Annotated in this window: 16 protein-coding genes; 1 reads left to right on the top strand and 15 read right to left on the bottom strand. The window is 64.3% G+C overall.

Annotation, left to right across the window (positions count from 1 at the left end; genetic code table 11):
* Nucleotides 1–58: 58 nt before the first annotated feature.
* The 8 genes from flhB to MCIT9_RS06015 form a co-directional block, all read right to left on the bottom strand.
* Nucleotides 59–1201, bottom strand: a complete 1143-nt coding sequence (flhB, locus tag MCIT9_RS06050; RefSeq protein ID WP_317706507.1) for a flagellar biosynthesis protein FlhB — start codon at nt 1199–1201, stop codon at nt 59–61.
* A 1-nt stretch (nt 1202) separates the two neighbouring features.
* Entirely contained in the window at nt 1203–1976 is a 774-nt protein-coding gene (gene fliR, locus MCIT9_RS06045; RefSeq protein ID WP_317706506.1) for a flagellar biosynthetic protein FliR, read from the bottom strand.
* Nucleotides 1977–2145: 169 nt separating this feature from the next.
* Entirely contained in the window at nt 2146–2415 is a 270-nt protein-coding gene (gene fliQ / locus MCIT9_RS06040) for a flagellar biosynthesis protein FliQ (RefSeq protein WP_317706505.1), read from the bottom strand.
* Nucleotides 2416–2422: 7 nt separating this feature from the next.
* Nucleotides 2423–3163, bottom strand: coding sequence for a flagellar type III secretion system pore protein FliP (fliP, locus tag MCIT9_RS06035; RefSeq protein ID WP_317706504.1), 741 nt, complete (start codon nt 3161–3163; stop codon nt 2423–2425).
* The gene (gene fliO / locus MCIT9_RS06030; protein ID WP_317706503.1) at nt 3160–3534 is read right to left on the bottom strand and encodes a flagellar biosynthetic protein FliO; all 375 of its coding nucleotides are present in this window, start codon (nt 3532–3534) and stop codon (nt 3160–3162) included. The genes fliP and fliO overlap by 4 nt, the downstream gene beginning before the upstream one ends.
* A 26-nt stretch (nt 3535–3560) precedes the next feature.
* Nucleotides 3561–3878 (bottom strand): flagellar motor switch protein FliN, encoded by a 318-nt coding sequence (gene fliN / locus MCIT9_RS06025; RefSeq protein ID WP_317706702.1) that lies wholly within the window; start codon nt 3876–3878, stop codon nt 3561–3563.
* 163 nt (nt 3879–4041) lie between these two features.
* On the bottom strand, nt 4042–5082 hold the full coding sequence (fliM, locus tag MCIT9_RS06020; RefSeq protein WP_317706502.1) for a flagellar motor switch protein FliM: 1041 nt from the start codon (nt 5080–5082) through the stop codon (nt 4042–4044).
* Between the two features lie 5 nt (nt 5083–5087).
* Nucleotides 5088–5609 carry a flagellar basal body-associated FliL family protein gene (locus MCIT9_RS06015; protein ID WP_317706501.1) on the bottom strand — a complete coding sequence of 174 codons (522 nt, stop codon included), beginning with the start codon at nt 5607–5609 and terminating at the stop codon, nt 5088–5090.
* Between the two features lie 239 nt (nt 5610–5848).
* On the opposite strand from MCIT9_RS06015, the gene MCIT9_RS06010 reads away from it, so the two are divergent.
* Nucleotides 5849–6532 (top strand): Hpt domain-containing response regulator, encoded by a 684-nt coding sequence (locus MCIT9_RS06010; RefSeq protein WP_317706500.1) that lies wholly within the window; start codon nt 5849–5851, stop codon nt 6530–6532.
* Between the two features lie 13 nt (nt 6533–6545).
* On the opposite strand, the gene MCIT9_RS06005 is transcribed toward MCIT9_RS06010, so the two are convergent.
* From MCIT9_RS06005 to serS, 7 genes are all read right to left on the bottom strand, one after another.
* Nucleotides 6546–9023, bottom strand: a complete 2478-nt coding sequence (locus tag MCIT9_RS06005) for a motility hub landmark protein FimV (protein ID WP_317706499.1) — start codon at nt 9021–9023, stop codon at nt 6546–6548.
* Nucleotides 9024–9069: 46 nt separating this feature from the next.
* Nucleotides 9070–10095, bottom strand: coding sequence for an aspartate-semialdehyde dehydrogenase (locus MCIT9_RS06000; protein ID WP_317706498.1), 1026 nt, complete (start codon nt 10093–10095; stop codon nt 9070–9072).
* Between the two features lie 9 nt (nt 10096–10104).
* A complete protein-coding gene (gene leuB, locus MCIT9_RS05995) occupies nt 10105–11190 on the bottom strand; it encodes a 3-isopropylmalate dehydrogenase (protein ID WP_317706497.1) in 1086 nt (361 codons plus the stop codon).
* A 14-nt stretch (nt 11191–11204) separates the two neighbouring features.
* On the bottom strand, nt 11205–11849 hold the full coding sequence (gene leuD, locus MCIT9_RS05990) for a 3-isopropylmalate dehydratase small subunit (protein ID WP_317706496.1): 645 nt from the start codon (nt 11847–11849) through the stop codon (nt 11205–11207).
* The gene (gene leuC, locus MCIT9_RS05985) at nt 11849–13249 is read right to left on the bottom strand and encodes a 3-isopropylmalate dehydratase large subunit (protein ID WP_317706495.1); all 1401 of its coding nucleotides are present in this window, start codon (nt 13247–13249) and stop codon (nt 11849–11851) included. The genes leuD and leuC overlap by 1 nt, the downstream gene beginning before the upstream one ends.
* 192 nt (nt 13250–13441) lie before the next feature.
* The gene (adk, locus tag MCIT9_RS05980; RefSeq protein WP_317706494.1) at nt 13442–14092 is read right to left on the bottom strand and encodes an adenylate kinase; all 651 of its coding nucleotides are present in this window, start codon (nt 14090–14092) and stop codon (nt 13442–13444) included.
* 155 nt (nt 14093–14247) lie between these two features.
* On the bottom strand, nt 14248–15525 hold the full coding sequence (serS, locus tag MCIT9_RS05975; protein WP_317706493.1) for a serine--tRNA ligase: 1278 nt from the start codon (nt 15523–15525) through the stop codon (nt 14248–14250).
* Between the last annotated feature and the right edge of the window lies 1 nt (nt 15526).

The following is a 15526-nucleotide window of genomic DNA, read 5'->3' as shown; positions in this document are numbered from 1 at the left end:
CGTGTCGGTCTCCCGGGCTCAATCTCCGTAAACAGGGCTGGAACCGGGAGGGACGGGATCAGTCGGCCGCCTCCCCCTGGAGGAACTCGTCCGGAACCGGCAGGTCCTTGGGCGGCGGGGGGCGCTCGCCCGGACCCCTGGCGGCCTTGAGCTGATAGACGTAGGCCAACACGTGGGCCACCGCCAGATACAGCCCTTCCGGAATTTCCTGTTCCAGCTCTGTGCTGTAATACAAAGCCCGTGCCAACGGTGGCGCCGCCACCAACGGCACCCCGGCCTCGGTAGCCCTGCGGCGGATCTGGGCGGCGATCAGATCGACCCCCTTGGCCACCACCGTCGGCGCCCCGCCTTGGCTTTGGTCGTAACGCAGGGCGACGGCGAAGTGGGTCGGGTTGGTAACCACCACGTCCGCCTTGGGCACCTCGTCCATCATCCGCTGCTGGGCCCGCTCGCGCTGCAGCTGACGGATTTTCGACTTCACCTCGGGACGGCCTTCCGACTCCTTGAATTCGTCCTTGACTTCCTGCAGGGTCATCTTCAGCTTGCGGTGATGGTCCCAGAGCTGATAGGGAACATCGATGGCCACCAGCACCACCAGCCCCGCCGCCAGCAGCAGGCTGGAGAGCCAGAGAAAATCCAGACCGCGGGCCAGCGCCTGATGCAGATCTTCGTCCGCAAGGCGCAGGACCTCGTCCCCGAAGACCTGGAAAATCAGGGCCGCCACCGCCGCCAGCAGCACCACCTTGAGCAGCGACTTGAGCAGCTCCACCAGGCCGCGGACCGAAAACATGCGCTTGAATCCGGCCAGAGGATTGAGTTTGTCCAGCTTGGGGCTCAGACTCTCCCAGCTGACCACCCAGCCGCCCAGAGCGATGGGGGCGAGCAGCGCCACCACGGTCATCAGCCCCAGAAACGGGGCCAGCAGCAGCAGGCCGTCGAACAGGGTCGCCAGGCTGTGTTCGGCCAGGGCGCGGGGCTCGAAGACGTCGGCCCGGTCGAGACGGAAGTTGCCGCGCATGATCCGCTCCAACCGTGCCGCCATGTACTGGGCCAGCAGACCGCAGCCGGCCACCCCCGCCATCACCACCGCGAAGGTGTTGAGCTCCCGCGAGCGCGGAATCTGTCCTTTCCTGCGGGCGTCCTCGAGGCGTTTGGGGGTAGGGTCTTCTGTGCGTTCCTGGCCGCTGTCCTCCTCCGCCATGTCACACTCCCAGCAGTTTGCGGACCAGTTCGAAAGCGGCCGGCAGCCCGGCGGCGAAACGCTCCAGGACCTGCGGCAGGGTCAGCCAGATCAGCCCCAGCCCCAACAGCAGGGTGATCGGGAACCCCACCGAGAAGATGTTGAGTTGGGGGGCGGCGCGGGTGGCAACCCCCAGGGCGATGTTGACAAACAGCAGGGCGATGACGATGGGCAGCGACAGCAACACTCCAGCGCTGAACACGGTGGCGCTCCAGCGCACCAGCAGCCACAACTGGTCGCGGCTTACCGCCCCCAGCCCCGGCGGCAGAACCTGGAAGCTGGCGGCGATCATCTCGATCATCACCAGATGGCCGTCGAGCCCCAGAAACAGCAGGGTCGCCAACAGCAGATAGACCTGGGAGATGATCGGCACCTGGACCCCGAGCTGGGGATCGAGCATGGCGGCGAACCCCAGCCCCATGCTGTAGGCGATGTTCTGACCGGCGAACACCAGGGCGGCGAAGCTCACCTGGAGGACGAAGCCGATGGCCAGGCCGATCACGGTTTCCCGGATCGCCACCAGAACGGCCTCCAGGCCGATCAGCTCCACCCGGGGCGGCGGCGGCAGGAGCGGCAGCACCGCGACGGTCACGGTCACCGCCAAGATCACCCGCACCCGCATCGGCACCGAACGGCTGTTGAACACCGGCATCGCCGCCAGCAGGGCGCCGATGCGGATCAGGGGCCACAGGAAGCGGGCCAGCCAGTCGAACAGTTGGGCTTCCGTAAACGCCATCACCGCCTCCGGGATTGCCTTCGGGACCACCGCCAGGGTGCCGGTGAGGCGGGTCCGGGGGCGTACTCGGCCCGGACGGCCGAGTACCGAGCGTCCAGGGATGGATTCACCGCGTCCCCCGGACCCGGCTCCCCGGCACCTTCATAGCCCCTCGGCCGATCCACCATCGTCAGCCGATCAACGCCGGAATGTTCTCGAACAGCGCCCGGGTGTAGTCGGTCAGCAGGCGCAGCATCCAGTGGCCGGCCAGCACCAACACCAGCGCCACGACGATGAGCTTTGGCACGAAAGTGAGGGTCATCTCGTTGATCTGGGTCGCCGCCTGGAACATGGCGATCACCAGACCGACCGCCAGCACCGCCAGCAGGATCGGCGCCCCCAGCTTGAGGGTGACCCACAGCATGTCGTGGGCCAGGGTCATGACGGTGCTGCTGTCCATCTTCCCGCTAGACGGTGTAGAAACTGGCCGCCAGGGTTTCCATCACCAGGGCCCAGCCGTCCACCAGCACGAACAGCATCAGCTTGAACGGCAGCGAGATGATGACCGGCGACAGCATCATCATCCCCATGGACATGAGAATGCTGGCCACCACCAGGTCAATGACCAGAAACGGCAGGAACAGCATGAAGCCGATCTGGAACGCGGTCTTCAGCTCCGAGGTCATGAACGCCGGCAGCAGCAGGGTCAGGGGAACGTCGTCCATCGATTCCAGGTCCTCGCGCCCCGACAGCCGCACGAACAGGGCCAGATCGCTCTCGCGGGTCTGACGCAGCATGAACTTGCGCAGCGGCACCAGCGCCCGCTGCAGGGCCACGCCGGCCTCGATCTTCTCCTCCAGGTAGGGCTCGACCCCGCTCTTATAGGCCTTATCGAACACCGGCATCATGATGAACAGGGTCAGCAGCAGCGACACCCCCAGCAGGATCTGGTTGTTGGGGGTCTGGCCGGTGCCCAGGGCCTGGCGCAGGATCGCCAGCACCACCATGATGCGGGTGAAGGCGGTCATGGACAGCAGCAGCGCCGGCAGCACCGTCAGCGCGGTCATCAGCGCCAGCACCTGGATGGAGATGGTGTAGCGGGTGCCGCCGTCCGGCGCGGCGGTCACCTGCACCGCCTCCAGCCCGGGCGCCGCCCACGCCGCCCAGGGAAGGAGCAGCAGCAATCCCGTGATCGTCCACCTTTTCATGACGTCTGTCGCTTGTTCAGAACCTGTTGCAGCTGTCTGGCGAAAGGGGGCGTGGCCGGTTCCCCGGCATGGAGACGGCGTTCCCCTTCCAGAACGTGCAGGGTCTGCACCCTTCCCGGGGCCACCCCCAGCACCAACTGGGTCTCCCCCACCTCCACCACCAGCAGTTTTTCCCGGCCGCCGAGGGCGATCCCCCCCAGCAGCCGGATTTTCCCGCCGGCCGGCGCCTGCCACTGGGTCAGGCGCTTCAGACCCCACAGAGCGAGGAAAACCAGGAGCACCACCACCACCAGACCGGCCAGCCACTGCCCCGCCGCCACGGGCGGCATCCCGCCGGCCGGGGCAGCGGCGAGCGCGGGAGAAACCGTCATCATGGCGATCGGCCCCAGACTCCGCATCAGCGCAACCGCCGTACCCGTTCCGCCGGACTGATGACGTCGGTCAGGCGGATGCCGAACTTGTCGTTGACCACCACCACCTCGCCGTGGGCGATCAAGGTGCCGTTGACCAGCACGTCCATCGGCTCCCCCGCCAGGCGGTCCAGTTCCACCACTGAACCCTGGTTGAGCTGGAGCAGGTTGCGGATGCTCAGGCGGGTGCGGCCGATCTCCATGGAAATGGTCACCGGAATGTCGAGAATCACGTCGAGGTTGACATTGTCCTCGCCCTCCTCCCGGGTCTGCAGCGCCTGCCTCTGGTCCCCCTCCTGCTCCAGCGTTTCATAGTCGGCCCGGGTGATCTCCGGCGCCTCTTCCGCCTGGCCGGATTCGGCCTGCTCCGCCAGCGCCTCACCCCAGACATCCTCCAAGGATTCCTCGCTCCCGCCTTCCGGGTTCTGTTCTTCCTCAGGCGGATTTTCCTGGGATTCGAATTCTTCCTCACTCATCGGCGTCTTCCTCTGCTTCGATCTGATCGATAATCTGCGTCACCGGGGTGACATCGGGCCCCCGCTCCACCTTCTCCTGAATCTTGACCGCGTAATTGCCGTTGGAAACCCCGACCCGGCCATGGAAAAGCGGGACGTCCTCCGAAAACAGGGTCACCTGTTCGGGAATCTCCACCGGGATCACATCCCCCGGTTCGAAGTTCAGCACGTCCTCCAGCGTCAGCTGTTTTTCCAGCAGGATGCCGTAGACTTCCACCTGGGTTTCCATGACCTCGTAACGCATGGCCCGTTGCCAGCGATCGTCGATGTCGCCGCGCTCGCTCTGGATGGAATCGAGCAGTTCACGGATCGGCTCGATCATCGAATACGGCAGGCAGATGTGAAAATCCCCGCCCCCGCCTTCCAGTTCGATGTGAATGGTCGAGGTGACGACGATTTCCGGCGGGCTGACGATGTTGGCGAACTGAGGGTTGACCTCGGAGTTGAGATACTCGAACTGCACATCCATGACCGGCCGCCAGGCTTCCTTGAGATCCTTGAAAGCCATTTCCAACAGGATCTGGATGATCCGCATCTCCGTGGGGGTGAATTCGCGCCCCTCGATCTTGTTGTAGAACTGGCCGGTGCCGCCGAAATAGTTGTCCACCGCGGTGAACACCAGCGTCGGTTCCATGACGATCAGGGCCCTGCCCCGCAACGGCTTGAGGCGGATCAGGTTGAGATTGGTGGGAACGAACAGGCTGTTGATGAATTCGGAGAACTTCGACACCTGGATGCCGGTGAAGGTGACCTCGGCGGTGCGGCGCAACAGGTTGAAAAGACTGATGCGGAAATAGCGGGCGAAGCGTTCGCTCACCATCTCCAGGGTCGGCATCCGCCCGCGGACGATGCGGTCCTGACTGGTGAAGTCGTAAGAACGCACGCCCTCGGGGGAGAAATTGCCCTCTTCGTCCTCGGTCTTGACCTCGCCTTCGTCGACGCCGTGAAGCAGGGCGTCGATCTCGTCCTGGGAAAGCAGATCGTCCAGTGACATGGCCCTTACTGCATCACGAATTGGGTGAAGAAGACGCCCTCGACCTTGCCGCCGTCGCTCTGCAGATCGAGTACCTTCTGGATTTCCTCGGTGATCCCCTGACGCAGCGCCTCCTTGCCCTGGGCGCTGTTGAGATCCTCGGGCTTGTAGCGTCCCAGCAATAACAGCAGATTGTTGCGCATCATCGGGGCATGCTTTTGGATCGCCTCAATGGAATCCTCGTCGAAGGCCAGCGCGCTGAAACCGACCTGCAGATAGCGGGCCCCGCCCCCCGGGGGAAAATTGACGATGAACGGCTTGAATTCGTAAAAGTGGGCCTCCTTGGGGCTTTTGCCGGGCTTTTCCGCCTCCTCAGCGGCCGTTTCATCGTCTGCCGCTTTGGTCCCGCCGCTGAAAGGCGGCAGCCCGAGGAAGAACAGGGCCGCCCCACCGCCGCCCAGCAGCAGCACCAGCACTGCGGCGATGATGAGCCACTTTTTGGAGGACTTCTTTTCCTCCCCCAGATCCAGATCGTCGTTTTCTGCCATCGTTATGACCTCCTCGGAGAGTTCATAAGCATATTACGGGCCAACTTTACCGAAGCCCCTTCACGCCCAGACGATGGACGTCAAGCTCTCTACGAGCATAGCCGAATCCGGGCGCTTACCGGTTCTCGGTTGGGCAGCCCTCCACCGTTATGCCCTTGTTGACGGCGGGAGAAAATGACAAAATCCCGTCACCCGTTTCCCAATTTCATAGCGCCGTTCGTGTCCAAAAATTGACGACCATGCCCGCATCCGTACTCGTCGTCGAAGACGATGAAATCACCAGCCTGATTCTGACGACCCAGCTGCAACAATGGGGCCTGGAAGTCCAGGTGGCGACCACCGCCGAGGCAGCCTGCACCCGGATGCAGACGCAGGCGTTCGCACTGGCGCTGGTCGATCTGCAACTGTCGGCGCAACGGGGGGAAACGGTGGTGGAACGGCTGCGCAGGACCCAAGGTCCCAATCGAACGATTCCGGTGATCGCCATCTCCGGCAACCTGGACCCGGATGCCGAAAAACGCTTGAAAGCGGCGGGATTCGACGGCTCGCTGGTCAAGCCCATCACCCCGGAACGGCTGCGAAAAACGGTAGCGGCTTTCCTGCCGCTGCCGCAGGCAGACATCCCCAACTGCCCCCGCCCCCGAGCGCTGCAACGGAAATTCCTCGCCGAACTGCCTGCATCCCTGAATCAGATCGAGGATCTTTTGTACCGTCAGCAATGGGACGAAGCCCGGCCCCGTGTTCACCAGCTGCGGGGCGGCGCCGGCTTTTGCGGCTTTGCCGAACTCCACCGGCTCGCCGGGGAACTGGAAGCCGCGCTGGCGCAGGCGGATCCTTCACACGTCGAACGCATCTGGAACGAACTCAAGAAAACGGCCCGCCATCTCGACGATGGCGGGCCGGCCGCATCCCAAAGAGATTGAAACGAGCGGGCGCTCAGGAAGAAGCCATGCCGACCCGGTCCAGCAACTCCCTGGCCTCCTGCTGCTGTTTTTCGTTTCCGTGGCTGAGCACTTCCTCCAGAATGGCCCGGGCCGATTCCATATCGTCCATATCGACGTAGGCCCGGGCCAGATCCAGCTTGGTGTCCAGCTCGTCCATGTCGGTGAGGTCGAAGTGTTCCTCGTCCTCCTGGGCTGCTTCCTCTGCTTCCGCCGGTGTTTCCGGATTCCCCGAACCGGCTTCGTTGGCAACGGAAAACGCCAGCACGTTGTCGTCTTCTTCGGCGACCTGCTCCGGCCCGCGATCTTCGTCGTCCCGGTCCTGGTTCTGCAGCGCTTCCAGATTGAAATTCCCCAGGTCGAAATCCAGCCCCTGGGACAGTTCCTCATCCTCGTCGGCCACTGTCGTCGCTCCGGTCGCAGCCACTGATTCCCCGATGCCGGAAGGCTTCGCTTCTTCTTCCGGGGTAAGCGGCGTATCCCCGGCCGCTGAGGGGAATTCTGCGCCGCTATCGGTCAGATCGAAAGTCGCGACAGCCGCTTCAGGGCCGGCTTCGTCCTTATTGACCTTAGCGTCGGCCGCTGCGGCCGGGGCTGCATCGCCCCCGCTGAACAAATCGCTCCCGATCTCCAGTTCGCGGGCCATCTCCTCGACCTTGCTCCAGAATTCGGGATCCTGCGGGGCGCCGGCCTGCTGTAGCTCACGGACATACTTCTCGAAGGCATCGGCGTCTTCGTTGGCGTAGTAGATTTCCAGCAGCTTCAACTGCAGCGCACGATTGGCCGGCTCCTCCGCCAGGGCCTGTTTGATCAATTCCTCCGCCTGCTGATAACGCCCGTAGGCCAGATAGACATCGGCTTCGGCGATGGGATCGACGGCCTCGTTGTCTGCCTCGAGAATGTCGAAATCGCTCGGCGTGAATTCGCTGAGGAAGGAGCTTTCCGCCACCTCGACCCCGCTGACCGGCGTAACGGCCGCCGCTTCCGGCGCGGTGTCAGCGGCGGAAACCTCGGCCGGCTTCTCCTCGGCGTGGATCACAGCGGGCGCTGGCGCTGTGTCCATATCCACCAACAGGCTGTCCGCCTGGGCGTCCGCCAGGGCACGGCGACGCCAGATCAACCAGCCGGCCACGCCCAGCAGCAGCAGGCTGCCACCACCCAGAGACAGGTAGAGCGGATTACCCCAGCCGGATTCTCCGGCCTGGGCGGTCGAAACCGGCCGTGGTTTGATTTCAGGTCGCGGTTTGGTTTGGGGTTTTGGTTTCGGCGGTTGCGTGGCCGGTTCCGAATTGGCCGCGGCTTTCTCCACCGCAGCGGAGGGTTTGGGGGCCGCCGGTTTTTTCGCCTCGGACGCTGCAGGTTCCGGCGTCACCGCTTCCGCCGGTTGGGAAGGTGCCGGCTGGGAAGGCGCCGGTTGCGTGCGTCCGGCAGCGGCGACGCCGGCCAGGGCGGCATTCTTCATCTCCAGCAGCGCGTCGAGGCGAGTTTCCAGGGCGTCGAGACGGGCCTTCAGGGCTTCATTCTCGGACCGCAACGCCGCCAGCTCTTCAGCCGTGGCCGGATTGGCGGCCGGTTCCGGGCCTTCCACCACCGGGATGTCGACCGTCTCGGCCTTGGCGAGTTCGGTTTCCTTCGGCGCTTCCAGCTTCAGCTGGGGCTGCTTGACATCCTCTGCTGCTTCCTTCTGGGGCTCAGGTTCCGGCGCGCGCTGGGCGAGCCAGTTTTGATAATGGCGATGAAACGCCTGCCGCGCCTCCCTGGGGGAAAGGGAGAGGATTTCCTCGCGCTCCGGCACCTTCAGGGTTACGCCGGCCTTGAGTTCGTTGACGTTGTCGTGCTCGAACGCCCGCGGGTTCTTGCGGTACAGCGCCATGATCATCTGCTCGGTGGTGATCGCGGCGTCCGGCTTGAGCTTCTCGGCGATCTTCCACAGGGATTCGTTGCGCCGCACCGGCCCGTAAGCCATCGCCTGCCCCTGGCTCAGACCCGCGTTCACCGTGGCACTGGAACGGCTGCGCTGGACCGGGCCCGGGGTGATCCCGGGCGGAGTCTGGGCCACTTTGACCACATCGTCATAGGTGAGCGGCGGGTCCAGCAACACGGTGAATTCCCGCAGCATCTGTCCTTGGGGCCATTCAACCTGGACGAGGAAATCGAGGAACGGCTCCCGGATGGCGTCGGTGGAAGTGACCTGGACGACCAGACTGCCGTCGGGCTTGCGCAGCGGTTTGGAGAAGCGTAACCGGGTAAGGTCGTAAGGTCGGGAAAGTCCTGCTCTTGCGAAGGCCTGGGGTGACGCCAGATGCACCTGAATCTGGTCGGGATCCTCGCCCGGTGCGGCCAGAATCGGAATTTCCGCCAGCAACTTTTGATTCAAGGCGGAGTGGAGCTTGATCTCCCCCACGCCCAGTGCATTCACGCCGGCTGGCGTCAGAACGCCCATCACCGCCAGGGTCTTCGCGAATTTGCGCACTTTGGATCTCCTATTGAGCTGTTCTTGGCTTTCCTGTAAGAATAGCTTAAATATATTTTTTGACCAGCAACTCCGCAATTTGCACGCTGTTGAGGGCCGCCCCTTTTCTCACGTTGTCCGCCACCACCCACAGATTCAGCCCGCGGGGGTGGGAGATGTCCTCCCGGATCCGGCCTACATAGACCGGATCGCGGCCGGCGGCCTCGGTCACTGCGGTCGGATAACCGCCCGGTTCGCGTTTGTCGAGCACCACCACCCCGGGGGCCTGTTCCAGCAGGCAGCGGGCCTCGTCGGCGCTGATCTTGGTCCGGGTTTCGATGTGCACTGCCTCGCTGTGGCCGTAGAACACCGGCACCCGCACTGCGGTGGGATTCACCTGGATGGATTCGTCTCCCATGATCTTGCGGGTTTCCCACACCATCTTCATCTCTTCCTTGGTGTAGCCGTTGTCGAGGAAGACGTCGATGTGGGGCAGGCAGTTGAAGGCGATCTGCTTCGGATACACCTTGGGCTCGATGGGTTTGCCGTTGAGCAGGTAGGCGGTTTGCATCGCCAGTTCCTCAATGGCCTCCTTGCCGGAACCGGACACCGCCTGATAGGTGGCGACATTGATGCGCTCGATGCCGACGGCGTCGTAGATGGGCTTCAGGGCCACCACCATCTGGATGGTGGAGCAGTTGGGGTTGGCGATGATGCCACGGTTCTTGTAGCGGGCGATGGCATCGGGATTGACCTCCGGCACCACCAGGGGAATGTCGTCGTCGTAGCGAAACTGGGAGGTGTTGTCGATCACCACGCAGCCGGCCTCGGCGGCGATGGGGGCGTACTGGGCCGAAATCGCCGCCCCGGCGGAAAACAGGCCGATTTGGGCCTTCTTGAAGTCGAACTTGGCCAGATCCTGGACCACCAGGGTGCGGTTCCTGAAGCGGATCTTCTCCCCCTCGGATCGGGCGCTGGCCAGGGCATAGACTTCGCCCACAGGGAAATCCCGCTCGGCCAGGATCTCCAGCATCGCCTCGCCGACGGCGCCGGTGGCGCCGACCACGGCAACGTCGTAGGTTTTATCACTCATACCGACCTCCTAAGCCTGGGCCCGCAACGCCGCCACCACCGCATCGCCCATCTCCGCGGTGGACACCTTGCGGGTCCCTTCCGACCAGATGTCGGCGGTGCGCACGCCGCTGTCGAGGGCCGCTTCCACCGCCTTGTCGATGCGCGCGGCGATGTCCTCGTCATGGAAGGTGTAACGGAACAGCATGCCCAGCGACAGGATGGTCGCCAGGGGATTGGCAATGCCACGGCCTGCGATGTCCGGGGCGCTGCCGTGGATCGGCTCGTACATGCCCTTGCCCTTCTCGTCCAGGGAGGCCGAGGGCAGCATGCCGATGGAGCCGGTGAGCATGGCGGCGCAGTCGGAAAGGATGTCGCCGAACAGGTTGGTGGTCACCATGACGTCGAACTGCTTGGGCGCCCGCACCAGCTGCATGGCGGCGTTGTCCACGTACATGTGGCTCAGTTCCACCGCCGGGTAGTCCCTGCCCACCTCGGTGACCACCTCGCGCCACAGCTCGGTGCATTCGAGGACGTTGGCCTTGTCCACCGAGCACAGGCGCTTGCCCCGTTTCATGGCGGTGTCGAAGGCCACCTGGGCGATGCGGCGGATTTCCGACTCGTTGTAGATCAGGGTGTTGATGCCGACCCGCTCGCCGTCGTCCAGGGTCCGCACCCCACGCGGCTTGCCGAAGTAGATGCCGCCGGTCAGTTCGCGGACGATGAGGATGTCGAGGCCGGAAACCACCTCCGGCTTGAGGGTGGAGGCGTCAGCCAGCTGGGGATAGAGCACTGCCGGGCGCAGGTTGGCGAACAGGCCCAGCTCCGAGCGCAGCCCCAGCAGAGCCCGCTCCGGGCGCACCGAATAGTCCAGCGGCTCCCAGCGCGGCCCCCCGACCGCCCCCAGCAAAACCGCGTCGGCGGCCTTGGCCAGTTCCAGGGTTTCGGGGGGCAAGGGGGTGCCGGTGGCGTCGTAGGCGGCCCCGCCCACCAGGGCTTCTTCGGTTTCCACCGCAACATCGAATTCCTGGCGCAGGCAGTCGAGCACCTTCAGGGCTTCGCGGACGATCTCCGGGCCGATGCCGTCACCGGGCAAAACTGCGATTTTCTTGCTCATATTCTCTTTTTGGTTCAGGGTTGAATGGGTGCGAACAGCCACGGCGCCTCCTCGTGGCGCCGGTTCTCGTAGGCGCGGATGTCCTCGGCGAAGGCCAGGGTCAGGGCGATGTCGTCCAGACCCTTGAGGAGGCGTTCCTTGCGCGAGGGGTCGATGTCGAAACCGATCACGGTGCCGTCGGGTTTGGTGATGGTCTGGGTTTCCAGCACCACCTCCAGCTCGTAGCCGGGCCCCACTTCGCGGAACAACTGGTCCACCGTCTCGGCGTCGAGGACGATGGGCAGGATGCCGTTCTTGAAGCAGTTGTTGTAGAAGATGTCGGCGAAGCTCGGGGCGATGATGACGCGGATGCCGTAATCGGCCAGGGCCCAGGGGGCGTGCTCGCGCGAGGAGCCGCAGCCGAAGTTCTCCCGGGTCAGGAGGATCTGGCCGTGGGCGTATTCCGGCTTGTTGAGGACGAAGTCGGGGTTTTTGGGCCGGTTGCTGCAGTCCATGTCCGGCTCGCCCCGGTCCAGATAGCGCCACTCGTCGAACAGGAACGGCCCGAAACCGGTGCGGCGGATGGATTTCAGAAACTGCTTGGGGATGATGGCGTCGGTGTCCACGTTGGCGCGGTCCAGCGGGATCACCTGGGATTTGATTCGATCGAATGCTAGCATCAGAACTTCCTCACGTCGACGAAATGACCGGCAATCGCGGCCGCGGCCGCCATGGCCGGACTCACCAGATGGGTGCGGCCGCCGTAACCCTGGCGCCCTTCGAAATTGCGGTTGGAGGTGGAGGCGCAGCGTTCCCCCGGCTCCAGGCGGTCGGCGTTCATGGCCAGGCACATGGAGCAGCCCGGATCGCGCCATTCGAAGCCGGCCTCGCGGAAGACTTTGTCCAGCCCCTCGGCTTCGGCCTGTTCCTTCACCAGCCCGGAACCGGGCACCACCATCGCCAGTTTGATGGTGTCGGCCACCTTGCGGCCCTTGATGACCGCCGCCGCCGCCCGCAGGTCCTCGATGCGCGAGTTGGTGCAGGAGCCGATGAAGACCTTGTCCAGTCGGATGGCCTCGATCGGGGTGTTGGGTGCCAGGCCCATGTATTCCAGGGCCCGCTCCATGCCCTTGCGCTTGGTGGGATCCTTTTCCTGAGACGGATCGGGCACCCGGCCGCTGACCGGCACCACCATCTCCGGCGAGGTGCCCCAGGTCACCTGGGGTTCGATGGCGCCGGCATCCAATTCCACCACCTTGTCGAACTCGGCGTCGGGATCGCTGTGGAGGTTCTGCCAGGCGCTGACGGCCCGGTCCCACAGTTCTCCCTTGGGAGCCAGAGGGCGGCCTTCCAGGTATTCGATGGTGGCATCGTCCACGGCGATCAGCCCGGCGCGGGCGCCGGCCTCGATGGCCATGTTGCACACCGTCATGCGCCCTTCCACCGACAGGGCCTCAATGGCCTCGCCGGCGAATTCGATGGTGTAACCGGTACCGCCGGCGGTGCCGATCGCGCCGATGATGGCCAGGACGATGTCCTTGGCCGTCACCCCCGGCCCCACGTGGCCGTTGACCTTGACGAGCATGTTTTTGGCCTTCTTCATCCACAGGGTCTGGGTGGCAAGCACGTGCTCCACCTCCGAGGTCCCGATGCCGAAGGCCAGCGCCCCCAGGGCGCCGTGGGTGGAGGTGTGGGAGTCACCGCACACCAGGGTGATACCGGGCAGGGTGAAGCCTTCCTCCGGCCCCACCACGTGGACGATACCCTGGCGGTGGTCGCTCATGGAGAACACCGGGATGCCGAATTCGCGGCAGTTCTTTTCCAGGGTCTCCACCTGCAGGCGGGAAACCGGATCGGCGATGCCCCGGTCGCGGTCCTTGGTGGGCACGTTGTGGTCGGCCACCGCCAGATTGGCATCAAAACGCCAGGGTTTGCGCCCGGCCAGGCGCAGGCCTTCGAAGGCCTGGGGCGAGGTGACCTCGTGGATCAGCTGGCGGTCGATGTAAAGCAGGGAGCTGCCGTCCTCCTCGGTGCGGATGACGTGGGCGTCCCAGATCTTGTCGTATAAGGTTTTAGCCATGTTCTCGTCGTTGCGGTCAGGTTATTGTCGGTTCGACCGACGGGGAAAATCGAAGTTGCCTGAGGAGCTTGGATGCCGGTGCTTCCTTCTCAGGGACGCTGTGGATCCATCCGTGGACGCTCGAACCCGGCCGTCCAGGCCGGGCACGCCCTTCGAAGGAAGCACCGGCATCCGGTTTTGATCCATAATCCTTCAATCAGACTCCAGAATCTGGAAGATCCGGTCACGGATCTCGTCCACCGTGCCGATACCCGGCACCGTAGCGAACTTCACCTTGCCCTCGGCGGCGCGCCGTTTGTAGAAATCCACCAGCGGCGCGGTCTGCCGGTGGTAGACCTCCAGACGCTTGCGCACGGTTTCCTCCTTGTCGTCTTCGCGCTGGATCAGCGGCTCACCGGTGACATCGTCCTTGCAGTCCTCCTTGGGAGGATTGTAGAGCAGATGATAGACCCTTCCCGAGGCCAGATGCACCCGGCGCCCGCTCAGACGCTTGATGATCTCCTCGTCGGACACGTCGATCTCGATGACCCAGTCGAGCTGCACTCCCATTTTCTCCAGCCCTTCCGCCTGGGCGATGGTGCGGGGAAAACCGTCGAGCAGGAAGCCATTGGCACAGTCGGGCTGGGAGATGCGCTCTGCGATCAGTTTCAGGATGATGTCATCAGGCACCAGCTCGCCGGCGTCCATGATCGCCTTGGCTTTCCTGCCCAGTTCGGTGCCCTCGCGCACCGCCGCGCGCAGCATGTCGCCGGTGGAAATCTGGGGGATCCCGTAACGTTCACAGATGAACTGCGCCTGGGTTCCCTTGCCGGAACCGGGGGCGCCCAAAAGCATGATTTTCATGTTTTTCTCCTTACACCTTCATTCTCACGTGGCCGCGCACTGGAGCCGAGGAAGCGGAGGCTTGGCTGGAGGACGTACCCGGCCTGGATGGCCGGGTTTCGAGCGTCCAGGGACGGATTCACCGCGTCCCGGAAGCCAAGCCTCCGCTTCCGTCCTCAGACGGGTGCGATCACCTCGATTCCTCCCAGATACGGCCTGAGCGCCTCCGGCACCCGGATGCTGCCATCGGCCTGCTGGTAGTTCTCCATCACCGCGATCAGGGTCCGGCCCACCGCCAGCCCCGAGCCGTTGAGGGTATGCACCAGCTCCGGTTTGCCGGTTTCCGGATTGCGCCAGCGCGCCTTCATGCGCCGGGCCTGGAAATCACGGAAATTGCTGCAGGAGGAAATCTCCCGGTAGGTGTTCTGCCCCGGCAGCCACACTTCCAGGTCGTAGGTTTTGGCGGCGGAAAAGCCGGTATCGCCGGCGCACAGGATCACCTTGCGGTAGGGCAGCCCCAGCTTCTGCAGCACCCTCTCCGCATGGCCGGTCAGTTCCTCGTGGACCCGGGAAGATTCGGCCGGGGGCACGATCTGCACCAGCTCCACCTTCTCGAACTGGTGCTGGCGGATCATGCCGCGCACGTCCTTGCCGTAGGCCCCGGCCTCGGCCCGGAAACAGGGGGTGTGGGCCACCAGCTTCAGGGGCAGCTGGTCCGCCGCCAGGATCTCATCGCGGGCCAGGTTGGTGACCGGCACCTCGGCGGTGGGGATCAGATACCAAGGCGGATCGCGGTCGATGCGGAACAGGTCCTCCTCAAATTTGGGCAGCTGCCCGGTGCCGACGAGGGACTGGGCGTTGACCAGATAGGGAACATAGACCTCGCTGTAACCGTGCTCGCGGGTGTGCAGGTCGAGCATGAACTGGATCAGGGCCCGGTGCAGGCGCACCAGCGGCTCGCGGATCACCACGAAGCGGGCACCGGTGATCTTGGCCGCGGCGTCAAAATCCAGTCCCAGCCCGGCCCCCAGAGCGACGTGATCCCGGGGTTCGAAGTCGAAGGCTGGCGGCTCGCCCCAGCGGGCCACCTCGACGTTGTCGTCCTCGCTCTTGCCGTCGGGGACATCGTCGTCGAGCAGATTGGGCAGGCTGAGCAGGAAGGCCTGGAGCTGTTCCTGGACCTGATTCAGTTCCTGCTGGCAGGCATTCAGTTCCTCTCCCAGACGGGCGACCTCGGCCTTGAGCGGTTCGATGTCCTCGCCGCGGGCCTTGGCCTGACCGATGGCTTTGGAACTCGTGTTGCGCGCGTTCTGCAGCTTTTGGGTGCGGACCTGCAACGCCTTGCGCTTTTCCTCCAGGGCCAGATAGGCGCCCTTGTCCAGCTCGAAGCCGCGCCGCGCCAGCCGGCGTTCCACTTCGTCCAACGATTGACGGAGCAGATGGGGATCCAGCATC

The organism is Methylomarinovum caldicuralii (assembly GCF_033126985.1).
Taxonomy (GTDB): Bacteria; Pseudomonadota; Gammaproteobacteria; order Methylococcales; family Methylothermaceae; genus Methylohalobius; species Methylohalobius caldicuralii.
This window is presented reverse-complemented; position numbering and strand designations above follow the sequence as displayed.